Below are 19,491 nucleotides of genomic sequence, written 5' to 3'. Positions count from 1 at the left end.
AAAACCCTCCACAAGCTTAATTGTTCAAAATATAGATAACGCCTAATCCAAAAAATATAATTGCAATCGCGAGTAAAATTCCCCATAAATACTTCATGACTGCCCTCCTGAAAATAAGAATTGCAGAGCAATTCTTATTACGCAAGCCTATGCCGCTTACAATATAACCGTTGCTCCGATAACATAAGACAAAGAAATGGAAATAATCATGGCAATAAATCCTACCGCACGGTTATCCTTAGCGATTTCGTCATCGATCTTGAACACCGGCGTAAGAAACTCAAACAAGAAATAGGCGGCAAGCAATATGATAAAGCCGAATATCCCCCAGATCAGACTTTCGTACACGGAAACCTTCGCTTCAATGGAAAACCTGAAAATATTGCATATCCCGAATATTTTCCCGCTTGTCGCCATAGCTACCGCTACGTTGCCGTTCTTGATTTCCTTCCAGCAATTATAACGGGTCACAAGCTCAAACACGGACAAAAAGACGATAAGCGACAGGACAACCAGCGATACATAAACGAGAGATGCCGCATAAGAATTGCTGAGCAAACGATCGACTTCATTACCCATCCTTATCACTCCCAAAGGCTTGCTTGCCGTGCCGCACAAGCTTAACGGCGAAGCTATTTCAGCTCCGCCACGGTTACGCCTGCGCCGCCTTCGCCGTATTTTCCGAGACGATACGCCTTCACAAGACTATGCTTGCGTAAATATTGTTGGATTCCCGCACGCAATACGCCGGTACCCATGCCATGGATGATATATACTTGACCAAGCCCGCCCAAATACGACTCGTCGAGGAAACGATCCACTTCAATAATAGCTTCCTCCAGGTTCGCCCCGCGCAGATCCAGCTCCATGCGGAGGCTATCTTCCTTGGAGCGCTTCAGGCTTGCCGTCTGCTTAGGCTGCTGCTGCTTGTTGAGCTGCGCCACCGGCTTAATCAGCTCAAGATCATCCAGCGCGACCTTCATCTTCATAATGCCAAGCTGAACGGTAGCATCCGATGCGCCTATCTCTACAACGATACCCTTTTGATTGAGGCTGTAGACCATAACCTCATCGCCGGCTCCAATCTTCGCCGGCTTCTTCGCTCCGCCGCCTGCCGGACGCTTCTTCTTCGCGGCAAGCTCCGGTGCCGCTTCCTCCAGTCTGCGCTTGGCTTCAATCAGCTTATGCTCCTTGACGGAAGCGCCTTCCTCCAGAGCCAGCTTGCGAAGATCCGCGATAATCTGATCCGCTTCGCGTCTGGCCTTCGCAACTGCCTCATGCGCTTCTTCCTGCGCCTTCTGCAGCATTTTGTCGCGCTGCTCCTCGAAGCGCTCCAGCTCCGCTTCGTGGCGTTTGCGCTGCGCTTCCATCTCGCGCCGCATCGACTCTGCCGTATTACGCTCCGATTCCGCGCTTAGACGATCTTCCTCCAGAGAGGCAATCATGTTCTCAACGCGTTGATCCTCTTCGCTGACCTCGCCCTTGGCATGATCGATAATCGCCTGGCTGAGACCCAGCCTCTCCGCAATGGCAAACGCATTGCTTCGTCCCGGAACACCAACAAGAAGGCGGTAAGTCGGGCTAAGCGTTGCAACGTCGAACTCCATGCTGGCGTTAATGACGCCTTTGCGGTTATAAGCATAAGCCTTAAGCTCGCTATAATGCGTAGTCGCAATAATGCGGCTGTCGAGCTTATGGATATGCTCCAGAATGGCAATCGCAAGCGCCGAGCCTTCGGCCGGGTCCGTTCCCGCACCAAGCTCATCGAGCAGTACAAGGCTCTTGGACGTCATGGATTCCAGAATCCGGATAATATTCGTCATATGGCTGGAGAAGGTACTAAGGCTTTGCTCGATGCTCTGCTCATCGCCGATATCGGCATAAATGGAGTCAAACACGCAAAGCTGGCTTCCTTCTTCAGCCGGTACAAACAAACCCGACATCGCCATCAGACTGAGCAGACCTACAGTCTTTAGGGATACCGTTTTACCTCCCGTATTCGGACCGGTAACGATAATAGCCGTAAACTGATTGCCAAGCTCCACATCAAGCGGCACAACTTTGTCCGGAGCGATCAACGGATGGCGTCCGCGTTTGATTTTGAGGAAGCCCCTGTCGTTCATGCGCGGCAAAGTCGCTTTCATTTCATGGGCAAGCCGCGCCTTGGCATAGGCAAAGTCCAGTTTGCCGAGCAGATCCTGGTTGTAAAGCAGATCCTCTACATGCTCTGCCGCGCGGGCCGTCAGCTTTTGCAGGATTTTCTCGATTTCGCGAAGCTCCGCGGCTTTGGTCTCCCGCAGCTTGTTATTCATCGATACAATAGCTTCCGGCTCAATAAACAGGGTAGCGCCGGAACCGGACTGGTCGTGGACAATCCCGCCAAAATGCGAGCGGTACTCCTGCTTAACCGGTATGACGTAACGGTCGTTCCGAAGCGTAATAATGGAATCCTGCAGCATCTTCTGCACCGAAGACGAACGGATCATCTGTTCCAGCTTCTCCCGGATCCGCGACTCTCCGCTCCGCAGCTCGCGACGGATGGATGCGAGTTCAGGGCTCGCGCTGTCCATGACTTCCGCCTGGTCGTCGATGCAGTCAAAGATGGCATCCTCCAGCGGCTTATGCTCGGATAATTGCTCAGTCAGCTGGAACAAAAGCGGTATCGGATCATCCTCATGCAGATTGTCGATATGCTTCTTAACCCGGCGTGCGCCTCTTGCCGTTGCCGCGATATCCAACAGCTCGGCGGGGTTCAGGGTTCCTCCGATTCTTGCGCGATGAAGGGAAGCGCTGATGTCCACAACGCCCCCAAACGGTGCATTGCCCTTCAGCCTGTCTGCTTTGTACGCTTCATCGGTCGTCTGCAGCATATGCTTGACGTCTTCCAGATCGGAGACCGGGGCAAGCTGCCCCGACACGTTTTTCCCTAGCGATGTAGCGGCATGATGCACTAATTTATTCGTAATTTTATGAAATTCCAAAGTGGATAAAATTTTGCTGTCCAAGTGAACACTCCTCTCGCCCTTATATTATAGCTGATCGGGGTTTAGGATGCACGACATCACCGCTTGATTCATACATGTTTCCCTGATTAATGGTCATAATAAGTTAGGAAACGCACCATACTTAGGCTAACCTAACATGAGGAGGCTAATGATATGAGTTTTCTTGGTCATGTTGTCCGTTTTATCGTTGCAGCCATCGTTCTGATGGTAGTCGGCTGGATCGTTCCGCAATTTAGTGTCGGCGGCTTCTGGAGCGCCCTCCTGCTGGCGCTTGTTATCGCGGCGCTGGGCTGGATCATTGAAGGTATTTTCGGCAAAAAAGTTACCCCGTTTGGACGCGGTATCGTTGGCTTTATCGCCAGCGCGGCTGTCATCTGGATTGCACAGTTTATCGTGGGCGGCGTATCCGTCACTTGGCTTGGCGCAATCTTAGCCGCTCTCGTTATCGGGATTATCGACTTGTTCATTCCGGTCAGCACCCCGTACGAAGCAGGCAGAAGCGATTACCGCAACCGCGACTAGCAGCAAATAAGCTTTGAAGCCCTTGTCCTGTCGGAAACGATGGGCAGGGGCTTTTTCATTTGTCACGGGACTGTCACTGCAAATTGGATGCGGATAAGCTACAATAGGAAAAGTATTGAAATTTGTATGCTTTTGGCTATGAAAGGGGTATGAAGATGAAGAAGTGGCTCATATTTGCATCCGTGCTTTGCCTTGTGTTTGTCGTAGCTGCCTGCGGCTCCAACAGCAAGAGCAATAACTCCGGATCGGACGCGGCAAGCTCTACGGTTGCGGACGTTGTGATTAAAGCGAGCAGTTGGGAATTCGATCAGCCAGAATACCATATCAAAAAAGGTCAGACTATTAAGCTCGAGCTCATCGATGGCGTTCACGGCGTCGAGATTGAGAAGACAAACGTGAAACTGACTCAGAATAAAGCAAAAACCATCACGCTTGATGCCGGCGAATACGAAATCAAATGCAACATTCCATGCGGCGGCGGACATTCGAAAATGTCGGCCAAGCTTATTGTTGAAGCTGCTTAAGCCTTATTACCGCAAAGACCTCTTTATTTTGAAGGGGTCTTTTTTTCTTTCCGCGACATGCCTGCTTGCCAGCCTACATATGAATTATAATGATTCCTTTACAAAAGGGTAAGAAAGACTGATGCTATGAACTCTTCCCCTACCGCCTTCCGGTCTGATAAGATGATTCATAAATTATTCTTTTGAGGAGGGGTATGATCCATGAGCTTATTAAACGGACGGATTGCCGTCGTAAGCGGTGCAGGTTCGGGACTCGGAAGAGCAGCTTCCCTGTCGTTCGCGAAAGAAGGAGCCGAGGTTGCTTTGTTAGGCCGCCGTGAAAGCAAGCTGCAGGAGACAGCCGAGCTGATCAAACAGAATACGGGCCGCGAAGCGCTGATCATCCCTACCGACATTACACAGGAAAGCCAAATTCAATCCGCAGTCCAGCAGGTCATCGATCGATGGGGCTCCATCCATGTGTTATTAAATAATGCGGCCGTATTCGAGCCCGGTTCCGTGCTGGAATTAACCTCCGAGAATTGGCATGCGCAAGTGGCCACCAATTTGACAGGACCGTTTCTGCTTACAAAGGCCGTTCTGCCAACCATGCGCAAAAGCAAATACGGCCGCATTATTAATATAACCTCCGGCTTGTCCTGGAACGGAGCAGGCGGTTATGCCGCCTACAGCGCAGCGAAAGCCGGCCTGGAATCGCTGACCCGCACGCTCGCCGACGAGGAGCATGAGCACGGCATTCTTGTTAATTTATACAATCCCGGTACGCTGCGTACCGAAATGCACGCCACCGGCAAAGATCCGGCGGTCGTCACCCCGGACCTCATCCGCTTGGCCAGCCTTCCGGTAGGCGGTCCTACCGGAACGATTGTCAGCTACGGATAACAACAGAGAAGAAGCCGCTCCAATGCTGTGACATTGAGGCGGCTTTTTCTCTGCGTCCGGTAATTCGGTGGTGCATCGTTAAGCTTGCCGGAAACGCCCGAATTTGCTTCGAATCGAGCCCTAGCAGCTCCCTTAACGATGCGGCGCATCGTTAAGCTCTCGCAAAGGCCGTTTTCACTGCAGCTTAACGATGTCTCGCATCTTTAAGCTTGCCGGTAACGGCCGAATTTGCTTCGAATCGAGCCCTAGCAGCTCTCTTAACGATGCGCCGCATCGTTAAGCTCTCGCAAAGGCCGTTTTCACTATACCTTTACGATGTCGCGCATCTTTAAGCCTGCCGGAAACGCCCCGATCCTTTTCCACCCCCTATACCAATAGGCATAAAAGAGCCGCCTGCATTTTTAGCAGGCGGCTCTTTTGTTAGTACGGCTTAACTGTGCTCGATCAGCTCAATCCATTCATTGTATTCCGTTTGAAGCTTGCGGTATTCGATTTCCAGCTTCTCATGCTTCACGCCAAGTACGCGGAGTTCCTCGCGGAGGGCTTCCGTTTCCCCGGAAGCATCCTGATGCTCAGCCGCCAATGCTTGTGCCTGTTCATCCAGCAATACCCGCAGATCCGCAGCTGCAGCCGCTTCTTTCCGTGCCGCTTCGAGCTCCTCAAGAAGAGACTTCTCTGCTGCTTCGGAGGCACGTTCCGATTCCGTCAGACGCTCCGCTTCCTGCTTCGCTTGCTCCGCAAGCTGCTGCTCAGCCCGCAGTTTCTCGTTAAGCTCCTTGATCTGTTGCGAGGCAACCTCGATCTGCTGTACCGTAATGCGTTCGCGAGCAGCGGTATATTCCAGCTGTTCCAAAAGCTCGTTTTCGCGTTTTGTTGAATCCGCAAGCTGTTCTTCTTTTTCAAGACTGCGCAGCTCCGTCTCTTTCAGTAAAGACTCTAACTCTTCAATGCGAGAGCGCAGGCTATGCTGCTGCTCTTCCTGCTTCGCCAGAAGCTCGGAGTAACGATCTTCCGCTTCCGATAGACGCTCCTCGTAGCGTTGCTCATACAGCTGGCGCTGCTGCTCGAGTTTACGGTTATTCTCCTGCTCCCGTTCGTCCCACTCTGCCTTGAGCTCTTGCTGCTGACGTTCCAACAGCTCGATTTGCTCCATGTATTGAAGCTCTAGCAATTCATTCTGATCGGTGAACTGCCGTTCGAGGGAACGAAGCTGCTCTTGATGACGCTGCTCCAGCTCGGCAATTTGCTGCTCCTGCTGCTCTGCCATGGCGGCATTTTGTGCTTGCAGCCGGTCTTCCAGCTCCCGATTCGTCGACTGAACGGCTTCAAGCTGCTGCTTCAGCTCATCGTATTGCTGCGCATAGCGTTCCTTCAATTCAAATTGCTGCTCGGCAAAACGCAGCTCAAGCTGCTCCTGCTGCTCTTGATACTTACGCTCCAGCTTGTGCTTGTCCTCTTCGTATTGAAGTTCCAGTTCAAGCTCTTTTTCTTCAAAAATAGCAGATGCTTCTGTCAACTGACGCGCTTGTTCCTCCAGTCGGCGTTCCGCTTCGCTGTATCGGTCCGCGTGAAGCTGCTCGACAACAGAGCGTTCTGCTTCGAATTGGCGCTGCTGCTTCACCATTTCATCCTGAAGAAGATCGAATTGCTCCTGCAATTGCTGCAGCTTCTCGGTTTGTTCCGCGGCAAGTACTTCAATGGCCGTCTGCAATTCCAGCTGCTTGGAAGCTTGCTGCTCCAACTGCCCGATTTTCTCAAGCGATATCGCATACTGCTGAGAAACTTCCTCCAGCTGCTCTTTTACCTCAGCGTATTGCTGATCAAGCTCATTCGATTGCTGCTCCATCGTCCGGATAGAAGCACGCAGCGCTTCTTCCTGCTCCATTGCTTGCATCAGGTGTTCATCCGCAGCCTCAAGACGAAGCTCGTGCAGCTGTTTATCCTGATTCCAAGCCTGCTCCAGCTCGGACAATTTCGTAAGAAGTTTGGTACGCTCTTCAATCCAGCCATTGCGGCGGCGTTCGAAATCGGCCTTCAGCGATTGTTCCAGCTGAGCTAGCTGCTCTTGCCACTGCTGCTCCTTCGACTGTATAAGCTCCAGCGTTTTTGCGCGTTCCTGCTCCAACTCTTCTGCAGCGATGACTTGGGCCAAGGCAAGCTCGTCTACGGCTTCCGCTACCTTCGCTCGCTCGCGTTCCAGTTCAAGTGCCGCTGCCGCCTGCTGTTCCGAGAGGGCTTGCGCCGATACAGAGCGTTCTTGTTCCAGCTGGGCGGACAAAGCTTCCGCCGCTCTAATACGTTCAACCTCAAGCTCTTCCGCGGCAAGCGTTTGGTTCAACAACAGCTCGTCTGCGACTTCAGCCGCTTTCGCGCGTTCGCGTTCGAGCTGTTCCGCAAGCACTGCGGCTTTAGCACGCTCCAGCTCCAATTCTTCCGCGGCATAGGCTTGCGCCAAGGCAAGCTCCTCCGCTGCCGCCGCTTGCTGTTCTGCTAGTGCTTGCGAAGCCCGAGCACGCTCGCGTTCTACTTGCTCGGCTAGTACGTCCGCGGCTTTCATACGCTCCTGCTCCAGTTCCTGTGCAGCTTGCGTCTGCAAAGCGGCCAACGCTTCCGCTGCTCTTGCGCGCTCGCGTTCCAGCTCCTCTTCTGCAAGAGCTTGCGCCAGCGCCAACTCCTCTGCGGCTTCCGCTGCTCTCGCCCGTTCTTGCTCCAGCTCCCGTGCGGCCTGGGCCTGCAAAGCGGCCAACGCTTCCGCTGCTCTTGCACGCTCGCGTTCCAGCTCTTCTGCTGCAAGTGCTTGCGCCAGCGCCAGCTCCTCTGCGGCTTCCGCGGCTCTTGCCCGCTCTTGCTCCAGCTCCTGTGCGGCACGTGCCTGCAAAGCGGCCAACGCTTCCGCTGCTCCTGTGCGCTCGCGTTCCAGCTCTTCTGCTGCAAGAGCTTGCGCCAGCGCTAATTCTTCAGCCGCTTCTACCGCTCTGATCCGTTCGCGCTCCAGCTCTTCCTCAGCCTTCGCCTGCTGCTCTGCTAGTGCTTGTGCAGCTGCCACACGCTCTCGCTCTACTTGCTCAGCGAGCTTTTCCAATGCTTTCGTACGCTCTTGCTCCAGCTCCTGTGCGGCCTGTGCCTGCAAAGCGGCCAACGCTTCCGCCGCTCTTGCGCGCTCGCGTTCCAGCTCTTCTTCGGCCAGGGATTGCGCCAAAATCAGCTCCTCCGCAGCTTCGCTTGCTTTCGCGCGCTCTTGCTCCAGTTCCTGTGCCGCCTGCGCCTGCTGCGCAGATAAACTTGCCGCTGCCGCAGCGCGCTCGCGTTCCAGCTCTTCAGCCGCCAAAGCTTGCGCCAGCGCCCATTCCTCGGCTGCTTCAACGGCCCTTAAACGTTCACGCTCCAGCTCTTCGTTCAGCTTCGCCTGCTGCTCCGCCAAACTTGACGCTGCTCTCGCTCGTTCCCGCTCCAGCTGCTCCGCCAGCGCTTCCGCAGCCTTCGCGCGCTCGCGCTCCAGTTCCTCCGCGGCTAGCGCTTCGGCTAACGCCAGCTCCTCCGCAGCTTCAGCCGCTCGCGCGCGTTCCCGCTCGAGCTCCTGCGCCGCTGTCGCCTGCTGCGCGGCTAACGCCTCCGCCGCTCTCGCCCGCTCGCGCTCCAGCTCCTCCGCGGCTAGCGCCTGCGCCAGCGCCAGCTCGTCCGCCGCCTCCGCCGCTCTCGCTCGTTCCCGCTCGAGCTCTTGCTCCGCTGCCGCCCGCTGCGCGGCTAACGCTTCCGCCGCTCTCGCACGCTCGCGCTCCAGCTCGGCCTCCGCTTTTGCCTGCGCAATCTCGAGCTCCCGCTCCAGCTGCTCCGCGGCAAGCGCTTGAACGCGCTCGATTTCCTCCGTCGCCTCCGCCTGGGCTAAAGCCAGCAACTCGGCTGCTTCTTCCAGCCTCGCAGCCAGCTCTTCGGCAGCAGCCTCTTTCGCGGCGGCAAGCTCGGTATCATATTCTCCCCGCAGCTCTTCCAGCTCTGCCTTGGACTTCTGCTGAACAGCCGCAAGCTCCTCGCGCAGCGAAACCTCCAGGCGGCTTGCCTGCTCGAGCAAATCAACCAGCACAAGCCGCTTGGCCTCGGCGTCGTGAAGCGTATCGTTTTCGCGGCGAAGCCGGAAAACCTCCTCGGTCATCTGAACGGCGGCCAGAACGGCCAGCTTGGGCATATCGAGACGAGGATTGCCAATCGCCAGCTTTTTCATGGCGTCATCGATCGTGCCGGCTACCCGCTTTATATAATCAGCATTGTTATGACCTTTAAGCTTATATTGATGTCCGTATATATCAACTGTTACTACGGTTTGGTCAGCATCCATACTGGGTTATCCTCCTATTCAACGCCTCGCGTTTTTTTAAGTCGTACGCAAATCCAAACATTTGCCTTCATCTATGTAACAAAAATCGATTGCGAAAGTTTCAAATATGTGAAAAAACTCATCTTTTGAACCCTTTTTAGCGCCTTTCAGCATAAAAAAGCCGCATCGAAAGTTCACAAGGAACTATTTCGATGCGGCTTAAAAGGTTTCCTGCCTACTTTCTTAATTCTGCGGCAAAAGATTGCTCAAGCTCGGCTACGACTTTGCCGTGCAGCTCGGTCACTTCTTCGTCGGTCAGCGTGCGGTCCACATGGCGGTAAACAAGCGCTACGGCAACGCTTTTCTTGCCGGATCCAAGCTTCTCGCCGGTGAACACGTCGAACACTCGAACGGACTCAAGCAATTCGCCTGCAACGGCCCAAGCAACGTCCGTCAGCTTCGCAGCCGGCACAGCTTGGTCAAGCACTACGGCGATATCGCGCTGCATAGCAGGGTAACGAGGAAGCGCCTTGTACTCGATGCCGGAATCAGCCAGCTCATACAACGTGCCTAATTCCACCTCTACCACGTACGTATCGGCAAGGTCGCTTTCATGCTGCAAAGTCGGATGCAGCTGGCCGACGTAACCGATCGTTTCCGGTCCATGAGCGGTGTCCACGATAACCGCTGCCGTTCTGCCCGGATGGAAGTTCGTTGGCTGAGCCGATTCGTAACGAACCTTCGAGGTCAAGCCAAGAACGTCAACCACGGTTTCCAGAACGCCTTTGGCGTCGTAGAAATCAACCGGCTCCGCTTTACGGTTCCATTGCGCGTCTACACGGTTGCCCGTGAGCAATACCGCCAGGCGCTGCTTCTCCTTCGGAAGGCGCGTAAGCTGCTCTTCTTCCGTATGGAAGACGCTGCCGATCTCGAAAATAGCGGACGATTCATTTTTGCGGTTGCGGTTATACGTCGCCGTCTCGATCAATTGAGCGATCAGCGTAGTACGCAGAACGCTGCGGTCCTCGCTCATTGGCATAGCCAGCTTCACCGCCTTCAGATCCTTGCCGGTCAATTCGGGGAACAGCTCCGTGCGGGAAGGACCCGTGAACGAATACGTGATCACTTCATGCAGGCCGGCATCGGTCAATCTTCTGCGCAGCTCGCGGCGGATCGTCTGCGGCTTGGTCAGCCCGCCAGGCGTCACATCGCCGTGAATTGGCGTAGTAGGAATATTGTCGTAGCCATACAAACGGGCTACTTCTTCAATTAAGTCAACATCGCGCGTAATGTCCCCGCGGCGCGTCGGCACCGTTACAGCGAATTGGTCATTGGCATCGGACAGACGGTAGCTGAAATGCAGACGGTCGAAAATCGTTTGAACCTCAAGGCGCGACAGCTCCGTTCCGAGGTAGCCGTTGATTTTGTCCAGCGTTACTTCAACAACGGCCGGCTCCGATTTTGCAATTACCGCTTCCACGATTCCTTCTGCCACAAGACCGTCGGCAAGCTCCGCAATAAGAGCAGCCGCGCGGTTCAGCGCCGGAATAACGCGGGCCGGATCCACTTCCTTCTCGAAGCGGATGCTCGATTCCGAACGGAGGCCAAGCTGGCGGGAGGTTTTGCGGACCGTGCCGCCGTCGAACTTCGCCGACTCCAGCAAAATGTTAACCGTCTTCTCGTTTACTTCGGAATTCGCTCCGCCCATGACGCCAGCGAGGGCAACAGGCTTCTCCCCATCCGTAATAACAAGCATATGAGGCTCAAGCGTGCGCTCCTGATCATCCAACGTAACGATCTTCTCGCCTTGCTTCGCCAGACGAACGTCGATTCGGCCCGTCGTAATGGCATCCGCGTCAAAAGCATGCAGCGGCTGGCCGTATTCCAGCATAACGAAGTTTGTTACGTCAACCACGTTGCTGATCGGACGGATACCCGCCGCGATCAGGCGGTTTTGCAGCCATTGCGGGGATGGGCCAACCTTCACTCCTTTGATGTAACGCGCGCTGTAATGCGAGCATTGCTCCGGAGAGCTGATCGATACGGCAATATGGCTGTCCGCATGGTCTGCCGCATGGTTGACGGCCGGTTCGGGAACGCGAACCTCGCGGCCGGTCAAGGCGCCAATCTCGTAAGCAACGCCCAGCATGCTAAGGCAGTCCGAACGGTTAGGCGTCAGATCCAGCTCAAGCACCTCGTCGTTGATGCCAAGCACTTCGCCGATTGGCGTGCCGACCGGAGTCGATTCCGGGAGCACGAGAATCCCTTCCTGCTGCTCTTTCGGCAGAAGCTTGTCGTTAATGCCAAGCTCCTTCGCGGAGCAGATCATGCCTTGCGATTCCACGCCGCGCAGCTTCGCGCGTTTGATTGCGAAATCTCCCGGCAGCTTCGCGCCGATCATCGCAACCGGCACCTTTTGGCCGGCGTCCACGTTTTTCGCTCCGCACACGATCTGAAGCTCTTCGTCCGTACCGACATCGATCTTGCATACGCTAAGCTTGTCGGCATCCGGATGCTTCTCGCGGGATTTCACGTAACCGACAACAACGCCGGAAACCCCTTTATTCAGGGATTCCACGCTGTCGATCTCGATGCCGCCACGCGTCATTTTTTCGGCTAATTCCTCGCCTGTATAGCCTGTCAAATCGATATATTCATTTAACCATTGGTAAGATACTTTCATCGCTTGTTTCCCCTCCCTTTACATTCTCGCGAATTGGCTTAAGAACCGCTGATCGTTCGTATAGAAGTGACGGATATCGTCGATTCCGTATTTCAGAAGCGCGATACGCTCAACGCCCATGCCGAACGCGAAGCCGCTCACTTCCTTCGGATCGTAGCCGCCCATCTCAAGAACGCGCGGATGCACCATGCCGCAGCCGAGAATTTCAAGCCAGCCTGTTTGCTTACACATGCGGCAGCCATGGCCGCCGCATTGCACGCAGGTTACGTCAACCTCCGCGCTTGGCTCCGTGAACGGGAAGAAGCTTGGGCGAAGACGGATTTGCGCCTGCTCTCCAAACATTTGCTGAACGAACTGCAGCAGTGTGCCCTTCAGGTCGCTCATGCGGATGTTAGGGCCAACGACAAGGCCCTCAATCTGATTGAACATGAACGAATGCGTCGCGTCGTCGTCGTCGCGGCGGTAAACTTTGCCCGGGCAGATGACTTTGATCGGCTTGCCGTTCATTTGCTGCATCGTGCGAACCTGTACCGGCGACGTATGCGTGCGCATCAGAATGTCTTCCGTAATGTAGAACGAATCCTGCATATCGCGGGCAGGGTGATTTTTCGGCAGGTTAAGAGCTTCGAAGTTGAAATAATCCGTCTCGACTTCCGGACCTTCGGCAATGGAATAGCCAAGTCCGATAAATACGTCTTCGATTTCCTGCGCGACTTTGTTCAGCGGATGCACCGCGCCCGTCGGCAACGCTTTGCCCGGCAGCGTGACGTCAATCGTCTCCGCGCGAAGACGGTTTTCCGTCTCGGCAGCGAGGAACGCGTTCTGCTTCTCGTCGATTACGCCTTCGATTGCGGCGCGAACATCATTGGCCACTTGGCCGATAACCGGACGCTCTTCCGCGCTCAGGCCGCCCATGCCGCGCAAAATCTCGGTCAGCGCCCCTTTTTTACCCAAGTACTTTACTCGCAAATCATTCAGTTGCTGCGGACTGTCAACCTGCTGCAGCTCTTGCAGCGCTTCTACGCGCAATGCTTCCAAACGTTCTTTCATCGTAAAATCTCGCCTCCACTGTGGAATTTAAAACAAAATAGCAACAAAAAAAGGCCTTTCTCCCCGCAAGGGACGAAAGACCGTGGTACCACCCTAATTCGGATTGCCATAATAACAGCAACCCCTCAAATCCCGTTAACGGCGGGAACCGGACCTTCCCTAATTCGCCGTAAGCCATTAGCGGCTTGCAGCGGTTCAGGCGTCTGCTCCGGAGTGAACTTCGGCAGCCTAATCCCGTAAAGACGCTCGCAATCCATGGCGTCTTCTCCCTGTACGGAAGCCCTGCTTACTTATCTCCATCAAAGCTTTCATCCATTTTTACACTTGGACACAATAATCTATATTATATGCATTTCCTTATTTCCTTGCAACCATTCGCTGCCAAGGCAAATTTATTTTTCGAGCAGCCCTTGTTCATAGGCATAACGGGTAAGCTGAACGCGGTTATCCAGATGAAGCTTCTGCAAAATGTTCTTCAAATGGTTTTTGACCGTATGCTCGGACAATCCGAAGGCAACCGCAATCTCTTTATTCGATTCTCCCGTCACCACCCGTTCAAGAATATCCTTCTCTCGGGAAGTAAGCGGCGTTGTCATTGCCGAAGCATCACTGGCAACGCCAGTTCTTGCACCGGTCTTTGCCGGGTTTGTCCCGTTGGACGAAGCAGCCGAAGTAAATTCCTGCAGCAGCCTGAAGGCAATTTCCTTCGACATCGGCGCCTCGTCATCCACAACGGCCCGGAGATATTCCCTCCAGGCGGAAGGAGAAAGATTTTTGAACAGATAACCTTGGGCTCCCCGCTTGATCGCTTCGAACAGATGGGTTATGTCGTCGGAGACGGTCACCATAACAATCTTCAGGGACGGATAGAGGTATTTCAGCTGCTGCGTCGCCTCAAGCCCGCCCATACCCGGCATGTTGATGTCCATCAGCACCAGATCGGGCAGCACGTCATCGATGCGGGCGATGGCTTCCTCGCCGCTGGCCGCTTCTCCGACAACCGTAAATTCCGGATCCGCTCCGATAATTTCCCGCATACCTTCCCTTCCGTGGGGATGATCATCGACCAAAAAAACGCGAATCTGCCCGTTTGCTTCACTCATTTCCCTTCACCTCCGGATTGAATGCGTACCGTTGTTCCTTCGCCGACCGCGCTTTTTATGTCAAACAGCCAGCCCATTTGCTCAGCGCGATCCCGCATCATGCGAATGCCGTATCGATCCTTTGCATCGATCTGGCTAGGTTCCGCCCCAACCCCGTTATCCTTTATTTCGCATACAAAATCCTCATCGCCCTGCTGCCGGCTAATGACCCGAACCTCGGTCGCCTGCGCGTATTTGCTGACGTTCATAAGCGCTTCCCGAATAATCGACTGCAGCTCGACCAGCTGTTTGTTGGATAATACGCCTTCCTGCAGCTGCCAATCGAGCTTTGCGCGAATGCCGCTGTTTTGCAATAAATCATTCACCGCGCCATGAATCGCGGTCAGCCATGAATCGTCAACGACTACAGCCGGGGACTGCAAATTTGCGATGGACTGCCGGACATCCTCGTACACATGCTTAACGGTCTGCCGGATTTGAACGGTTGTGTCCCTTGCATCATCTCCAAGCTCCATACGCTCCAGCTTATCCAGCTTAACGGAGAGCAGGAATAACGATTGGGAGATGCCGTCATGCAGCTCGCGGGCCAGCTGCTCCCGCTGCTGAAAGGACGCCTTGGACACCCGTTCCCGCTGAAGGGCTTCCTGCGTCTGCTCCAGCCTGCCGAACAATCCGCGCAATAAAGTTAACGTAAACAGAAATACAAGAGCCGGCGCCAAAAAATTCCCCAGCTCCATGGAAACGTACGGAAGCAGAAAGACGTGCCGGACGTACTCCCATAAACCAACGACGATAGTAGGGATCCATAATATTAAAAATTTCAGGGATTTGTAGGACATTTTTGCATCTCCTAAAATGAATTAGAACACAAGCAGCTTAAAAGCTGCTCGTGATGATTCATACTTCGTAAGCGATCACCTAAAGAATTGTCACCTATACAGCCTGATGTAGGCTGGATGTGATGATTCATGATTCGTAAGCGATCACCTATTCGTAAGCATTAACTTAATGAATGATCGCACATCACTAATGCTCTAAATGATTAACGCAGATAACATTTCCCGGGTAATCGCATAGTGGACTCCCCTCCAAGTGTACTAGACACCTTGCGAAAGAACAATTCGTATAAGAATGCTCAACCGCGAGCACAATGAAAATTAGAGAGGAGGAATACCAATGACCAATAATCATTTCAAGCTTGCTGAGCTTGAAGGCCATACGGAAGCGCTTGAAGAGATCCGACAATTAGAGCAAAAGCTAACCGGCCAGATGGGTTCAACAATCAGCTTAATCGCTTACGAGTCCGAGGACGAGCATAAGTAGATTCATAACGCCTCCATTTTGGGCATGGGGGCGTTTTTCTATTGACAGGAAATTGAATTTGAATTATTTTTGTTGTACATACAAAATAGAAGTCATCAAACCCCAAGGAGGGCATAGGATATGACAAAAGACATCGACCCGGCAACGGCTGCGGATATTGAACAACAAGTGGAAAATCCCGAAGCTTTCCTGCATACCTGCTTATATTTTACGGCGAACCGCCTAAGCAGAGCGATTACCCGCATGGCAGACGATGCTTTTGCTACCACGGGGCTTGCACCCGGTTATGGCTATGTCATTCGTCTCAGTGTCGCCAAACCCGGCATTACGCAAAAGGAATTATCCGAGAAGCTGTATATTACCCCTTCTACCTTAACCCGCTTTATTGATAAGCTTGAAGCCAAACAGCTTGTCGAGCGCAAGGTGCAAGGGAAAACCGTTCTGGTCTATCCGACGGATAAAGGCCGCGAGCTGGAGCCAGCGATTCGTGCCGCTTCCAAAAAGCTGCTTGAATCGTACCAAGCGATTCTTGGCAATGAAGCTGCGGCGCAGCTGACGCTATCTCTGGAAACAACAAGCGAACAGCTGGAGAAATAACGGCCCGTAACTGCAATAAGTCATACTGTTGCAACTCGAAATGGGTTTAAATCAAAGCTTCTGCCATAGTTCCTTTATCCGAACTATTTATGTCCATACGTTTGTATGTACAAACAAATTAAGTCGAGGTGCGACATGAATCAGGTCAAGAGCAAGTTTTATTACGGGTGGATAATCGTTCTGCTCACCTTCGTTACCCTGCTGGTATCGGCAGGCATTCGTTCCATGCCAAGCGTACTGATGATCCCTTTCCAGGACGAATTCGGCTGGAGCCGGGGAGAAATCTCCAGCGTAGCATCCATCGGCATTTTACTATACGGTCTGGTTGGTCCGTTCTCCGCTGCCCTGTTACTGCGCTTCGGCATCCGTAAGGTCGTGCTTATCGCTCTAGCGGTATTGGCCGCAAGCCTTGCCGTTACGCCATTCATTACAGCGTTATGGCAGTTCGATCTGCTGTGGGGCCTCGTCTCCGGCCTTGCAACCGGCATGATGGCCAACGTGCTTGGCGTTACCGTCAGCAACCTGTGGTTTGTGAAGCGAAAAGGGCTGGTTGTCGGTATGCTGACGGCAAGCGCCGCTGCCGGACAGCTGTTGTTCCTGCCGCTGCTTGCCAAAATGACCTCCGATTACGGCTGGCGCTCCGCGATGTATACGGCTGTTGCTGGTATCGTGACGGTGTTTGTGCTGGTTGCCATCTGGATGAAAAATCATCCTTCCGATGTGGGTGCCGCTCCTTACGGTACGGATGAAATCGTTAAGCCTACGCCGTTCCGCGGCAATCTGTTCCTGTCTCCTATCCAGAATCTTGGCTATGCGATGAAAAACAAAACGTTCTGGCTGCTCGCCGGCACTTTCTTTTTCTGCGGCTTCTCTACAAACGGCCTGATCGGCACACATCTGATTGCCGCCTGCGGGGATCACGGGATGGTGGAGGTTGCCGCTGCGGGACTGCTCGCGATGATGGGAATCTTTGACCTCTTTGGCACCACGATATCCGGCTGGTTGTCCGACCGCTTCGACAGCCGCTGGCTGCTGTTCTGGTATTACGGTCTGAGGGGGCTGTCGCTGCTGTTCCTTCCTTACGCGCTTGACGCCACTCCGGCTATGCTCGTCATTTTCTCCGTATTCTATGGCCTGGACTGGATTGCGACCGTACCGCCTACCGCCAAGCTCGCCGGCGAAACCTTCGGCAAAGAAAAGTCCGGCATGATCTTCGGCTGGATCGTGGTAGCTCACCAGATCGGCGCTTCAACCGCCGCGTACGGCGCAGGCGTTATGCGCGACTGGCTTGGCAGCTACACGCAGGCTTTTGTTATCGCTGGCTTCACCTGTTTCTTCGCTTCCCTGATGGCCATCCGGGTAAAACGGCATCTGGCGGAGCGCAAAGACATGACGCTTCAGGCTTAATGCTGTAAAAAACCTCGGGCAGCTCCTTGAATAAGGAGTGTCCGAGGTTTTTTTAACACACATGACGTACTATCCGGCCATTCACTATCCCACGTTTGTTCCGCTAACGAAACTACGTATTCTTATTTGGCAAAAATCAACATCTTTCGGATTCTAACGAAACCTAGTAACGTTATTGGGCCGAATAAGGGCTGGAATCTGCAAAAAGTAACTAAATAGCGATATGAGGTTTCGTTAGAACAACAGAAAATCCAATTTCGGGGCAATAGCGTGTTGTAGTTTCGTTAGTTGTTTTACACTCTAAATTTCTCAATCTGCATCTGAAGCTGCTCCGCCATCTGGGAAAGAGATAAAGCGGCGCCGGAAATATTTTTCATCGACTCCATCTGTTCCTCCCCGGAGGCCGATACCTCCTGGGAACCGGATGCCGTATGTTCCGACACCTCCGCGATTGCTTTCATCGATTGCACCATCTGCTCGGCACCCGCCGCCATTTGCTGTACGGAAGAGGAGACCTCCTGAATCTGGGAGGATACGATATTAACGGACTGCTGGATCGAATCAAAGGATTCGCCTGCCGTGTTAACCATCCGAAGCCCGTCGCCGACGTCGTTAGTCGCCGTTTCCATCGCTTGTACCGCCCGGAGCGTCTCCTCCTGGATCGAAGCGATCAATTCGGAGATTTGCTGCGCCGACTGGCTCGACTGCTCGGCCAGCTTCCTGACCTCTGCCGCGACAACGGCAAATCCTCGCCCATGCTCGCCTGCTCTTGCCGCTTCGATAGCCGCGTTAAGCGCCAGCAGATTGGTCTGCGTCGAAAGCCCAGTAATTACTCCGCTGATTTGGCCGATTTCTTGCGAACGTTCGCCAAGCCCTCCGATGACTCGTGACAGCCCGTTTACCGTGCGGGATATCGCGTTCATTTGTCCGATAGCCGTCTGAACGGAAGCCGTCCCTTCGGTGGCTCTCGAATAAGCGTCCAGCGTAGTATCCGACACTACCTGGGTACTATGGGCAATCTCCTGCGCCCCCGCCGCAATCTCGGCGATCGTCCGGGATGCCTCTTCAACCGTATTGAACTGGGTCTCTACCCCGGTTGCAACCGAAGTCATCGTAACGGCAATCTGCTCCGTTGCCCTCGAGGTCTGTTCGGCGCTTGCCGTCAGTTCTTCGGCCGATGCCGCTACCTGGCTTGCATTCGTATTGACCGTCTGAATCAATTCTCTCAGATTGCGGCGCATTCTCTTGAAGGAAACGGCCAAATCTCCGATCTCGTCTTTATTTGTTACGTTCAGCTCCGTTGAGGTTAAATCGCCAGCCGCTATTTTTTCCGCAGCTTTGGAGAGCTCCACCACCGGTCTGCTAATTTTCCTGCCTATATATACCGCAACCGCAAGCCCGATCAGACTAGCGGCCAAGCCCAACACCAGCATGGAGGTTTTTGTGCTCGCTGCCAGATCCGCCGTCTCCTGATGCCCCTCATCCATAACCGTCTGCTGATAATCCGTCAACTCGTCCATCTTGCTGTCAAAAGCCGAGGAAATCTCATGACCCTGCTTCGTTACGAGCTCCATGTATTCATCGGTCTTATTCTGATCCTTCAGCTGCATCTCCCGAGTGGCGGCCTCATGGAACCGGTTCTCCAGCCCAATCAGCTGCTCAAGCAGCTCCTTTGCTTTCGGAAGCTTTACGATGGCGCTCAGCTCCTTGCTTAGCTGCAGGAAGCTTTCATGGGCAGCATTGAAATTTTGCGAGGAGGAATCATCCTTCAGAATCAAATACCCCCTTGCGCTAAGCTGCTCTTTTTTGATCGCTACGTTTAGCTCCTGAATCAGGATCAACTTCTTCGCCTTGTCATCAATCAACTTGCCATAGGCGCGGTCAACCGTCGTAATTTTGGAGTAGCCGACAAATACGATTGCGGCCAAAACGATAAGCACAGCCAAAAATCCCATAAATAATTTCCGCTTACGGTCAACTTCATAACTACACCTCTTATTGGTAATTGGATACATGCACGGCTGCGGATTTTATAACAGTCAACGAATTTTCGTTTTATTCCACTCCTTCCATAAATAACCTC

Annotated in this window: 14 protein-coding genes and 1 other annotated feature; of the genes, 6 read left to right on the top strand and 8 right to left on the bottom strand. The window is 53.5% G+C overall.

From position 1 onward, the window contains the following. Positions 1-156: 156 nt before the first annotated feature. Both ACR9FF_RS07265 and ACR9FF_RS07260 read right to left on the bottom strand, forming a co-directional pair. On the bottom strand, positions 157-579 hold the full coding sequence (locus ACR9FF_RS07265) for a DUF350 domain-containing protein (RefSeq protein ID WP_116393884.1): 423 nt from the start codon (positions 577-579) through the stop codon (positions 157-159). A gap of 53 nt (positions 580-632) precedes the next feature. Then, the gene (locus ACR9FF_RS07260; RefSeq protein ID WP_435170002.1) at positions 633-3,005 is read right to left on the bottom strand and encodes an endonuclease MutS2; all 2,373 of its coding nucleotides are present in this window, start codon (positions 3,003-3,005) and stop codon (positions 633-635) included. Positions 3,006-3,158: 153 nt separating this feature from the next. Here ACR9FF_RS07260 and ACR9FF_RS07255 point away from each other — a divergent pair, with 153 nt between their 5' ends. From ACR9FF_RS07255 to ACR9FF_RS07245, 3 genes are all read left to right on the top strand, one after another. Beyond that, on the top strand, positions 3,159-3,527 hold the full coding sequence (locus tag ACR9FF_RS07255; RefSeq protein WP_116393886.1) for a phage holin family protein: 369 nt from the start codon (positions 3,159-3,161) through the stop codon (positions 3,525-3,527). A gap of 155 nt (positions 3,528-3,682) precedes the next feature. After that, positions 3,683-4,051: a cupredoxin domain-containing protein gene (locus ACR9FF_RS07250; RefSeq protein ID WP_015843009.1), complete on the top strand. Its 369-nt coding sequence runs from the start codon at positions 3,683-3,685 to the stop codon at positions 4,049-4,051. A gap of 201 nt (positions 4,052-4,252) precedes the next feature. Then, entirely contained in the window at positions 4,253-4,933 is a 681-nt protein-coding gene (locus ACR9FF_RS07245) for an SDR family NAD(P)-dependent oxidoreductase (RefSeq protein WP_127495040.1), read from the top strand. Between the two features lie 430 nt (positions 4,934-5,363). On the opposite strand, the gene ACR9FF_RS07240 is transcribed toward ACR9FF_RS07245, so the two are convergent. From ACR9FF_RS07240 to ACR9FF_RS07220, 5 genes are all read right to left on the bottom strand, one after another. Next, complete coding sequence (locus tag ACR9FF_RS07240) at positions 5,364-9,266, bottom strand: hypothetical protein (RefSeq protein ID WP_435169999.1); 3,903 nt, start codon at positions 9,264-9,266, stop codon at positions 5,364-5,366. 214 nt (positions 9,267-9,480) lie between these two features. Next, positions 9,481-11,928, bottom strand: coding sequence for a phenylalanine--tRNA ligase subunit beta (pheT, locus tag ACR9FF_RS07235; RefSeq protein ID WP_435169997.1), 2,448 nt, complete (start codon positions 11,926-11,928; stop codon positions 9,481-9,483). Between the two features lie 18 nt (positions 11,929-11,946). After that, on the bottom strand, positions 11,947-12,978 hold the full coding sequence (gene pheS / locus ACR9FF_RS07230; protein WP_116393890.1) for a phenylalanine--tRNA ligase subunit alpha: 1,032 nt from the start codon (positions 12,976-12,978) through the stop codon (positions 11,947-11,949). A gap of 65 nt (positions 12,979-13,043) precedes the next feature. After that, positions 13,044-13,290: a binding site (T-box leader), on the bottom strand. 80 nt (positions 13,291-13,370) lie between these two features. Next, on the bottom strand, positions 13,371-14,081 hold the full coding sequence (locus ACR9FF_RS07225; protein ID WP_201006467.1) for a response regulator: 711 nt from the start codon (positions 14,079-14,081) through the stop codon (positions 13,371-13,373). Beyond that, positions 14,078-14,920 carry a sensor histidine kinase gene (locus tag ACR9FF_RS07220; protein WP_435169994.1) on the bottom strand — a complete coding sequence of 281 codons (843 nt, stop codon included), beginning with the start codon at positions 14,918-14,920 and terminating at the stop codon, positions 14,078-14,080. The genes ACR9FF_RS07225 and ACR9FF_RS07220 overlap by 4 nt, the downstream gene beginning before the upstream one ends. Before the next feature lie 337 nt (positions 14,921-15,257). Here ACR9FF_RS07220 and ACR9FF_RS07215 point away from each other — a divergent pair, with 337 nt between their 5' ends. The 3 genes from ACR9FF_RS07215 (at position 15,258) to ACR9FF_RS07205 (ending at position 17,408) form a co-directional block, all read left to right on the top strand. Continuing rightward, entirely contained in the window at positions 15,258-15,404 is a 147-nt protein-coding gene (locus ACR9FF_RS07215) for a hypothetical protein (protein ID WP_162862759.1), read from the top strand. Positions 15,405-15,524: 120 nt separating this feature from the next. Next, on the top strand, positions 15,525-16,001 hold the full coding sequence (locus ACR9FF_RS07210) for a MarR family winged helix-turn-helix transcriptional regulator (RefSeq protein WP_116393893.1): 477 nt from the start codon (positions 15,525-15,527) through the stop codon (positions 15,999-16,001). Between the two features lie 135 nt (positions 16,002-16,136). Further along, on the top strand, positions 16,137-17,408 hold the full coding sequence (locus ACR9FF_RS07205; RefSeq protein WP_116393894.1) for an MFS transporter: 1,272 nt from the start codon (positions 16,137-16,139) through the stop codon (positions 17,406-17,408). A 293-nt stretch (positions 17,409-17,701) separates the two neighbouring features. Here ACR9FF_RS07205 and ACR9FF_RS07200 read toward each other — a convergent pair whose 3' ends face one another. Next, complete coding sequence (locus ACR9FF_RS07200; protein WP_435169991.1) at positions 17,702-19,363, bottom strand: methyl-accepting chemotaxis protein; 1,662 nt, start codon at positions 19,361-19,363, stop codon at positions 17,702-17,704. Positions 19,364-19,491: the final 128 nt, after the last annotated feature.

Origin of the sequence: Paenibacillus glycanilyticus, assembly GCF_051200795.1 — a bacterium.
Classification (GTDB): domain Bacteria; phylum Bacillota; class Bacilli; order Paenibacillales; family Paenibacillaceae; genus Pristimantibacillus; species Pristimantibacillus glycanilyticus.
Note: the sequence above shows the minus strand (reverse complement) of the source record. Positions and strands in the feature narration are given on the sequence as shown.

What these genes read in the sequence shown, in the direction of transcription:
- ACR9FF_RS07265 (WP_116393884.1), bottom strand. Translation starts at nt 579, where the DNA reads ATGGGTAATGAAGTCGATCGTTTGCTCAGCAATTCTTATGCGGCATCT.
- ACR9FF_RS07255 (WP_116393886.1), top strand. Translation starts at nt 3,159, where the DNA reads ATGAGTTTTCTTGGTCATGTTGTCCGTTTTATCGTTGCAGCCATCGTT.
- ACR9FF_RS07250 (WP_015843009.1), top strand. Translation starts at nt 3,683, where the DNA reads ATGAAGAAGTGGCTCATATTTGCATCCGTGCTTTGCCTTGTGTTTGTC.
- ACR9FF_RS07245 (WP_127495040.1), top strand. Translation starts at nt 4,253, where the DNA reads ATGAGCTTATTAAACGGACGGATTGCCGTCGTAAGCGGTGCAGGTTCG.
- ACR9FF_RS07240 (WP_435169999.1), bottom strand. Translation starts at nt 9,266, where the DNA reads ATGGATGCTGACCAAACCGTAGTAACAGTTGATATATACGGACATCAA.
- pheT (WP_435169997.1), bottom strand. Translation starts at nt 11,928, where the DNA reads ATGAAAGTATCTTACCAATGGTTAAATGAATATATCGATTTGACAGGC.
- pheS (WP_116393890.1), bottom strand. Translation starts at nt 12,978, where the DNA reads ATGAAAGAACGTTTGGAAGCATTGCGCGTAGAAGCGCTGCAAGAGCTG.
- ACR9FF_RS07225 (WP_201006467.1), bottom strand. Translation starts at nt 14,081, where the DNA reads ATGAGTGAAGCAAACGGGCAGATTCGCGTTTTTTTGGTCGATGATCAT.
- ACR9FF_RS07220 (WP_435169994.1), bottom strand. Translation starts at nt 14,920, where the DNA reads ATGTCCTACAAATCCCTGAAATTTTTAATATTATGGATCCCTACTATC.
- ACR9FF_RS07215 (WP_162862759.1), top strand. Translation starts at nt 15,258, where the DNA reads ATGACCAATAATCATTTCAAGCTTGCTGAGCTTGAAGGCCATACGGAA.
- ACR9FF_RS07210 (WP_116393893.1), top strand. Translation starts at nt 15,525, where the DNA reads ATGACAAAAGACATCGACCCGGCAACGGCTGCGGATATTGAACAACAA.
- ACR9FF_RS07205 (WP_116393894.1), top strand. Translation starts at nt 16,137, where the DNA reads ATGAATCAGGTCAAGAGCAAGTTTTATTACGGGTGGATAATCGTTCTG.
- ACR9FF_RS07200 (WP_435169991.1), bottom strand. Translation starts at nt 19,363, where the DNA reads ATGGGATTTTTGGCTGTGCTTATCGTTTTGGCCGCAATCGTATTTGTC.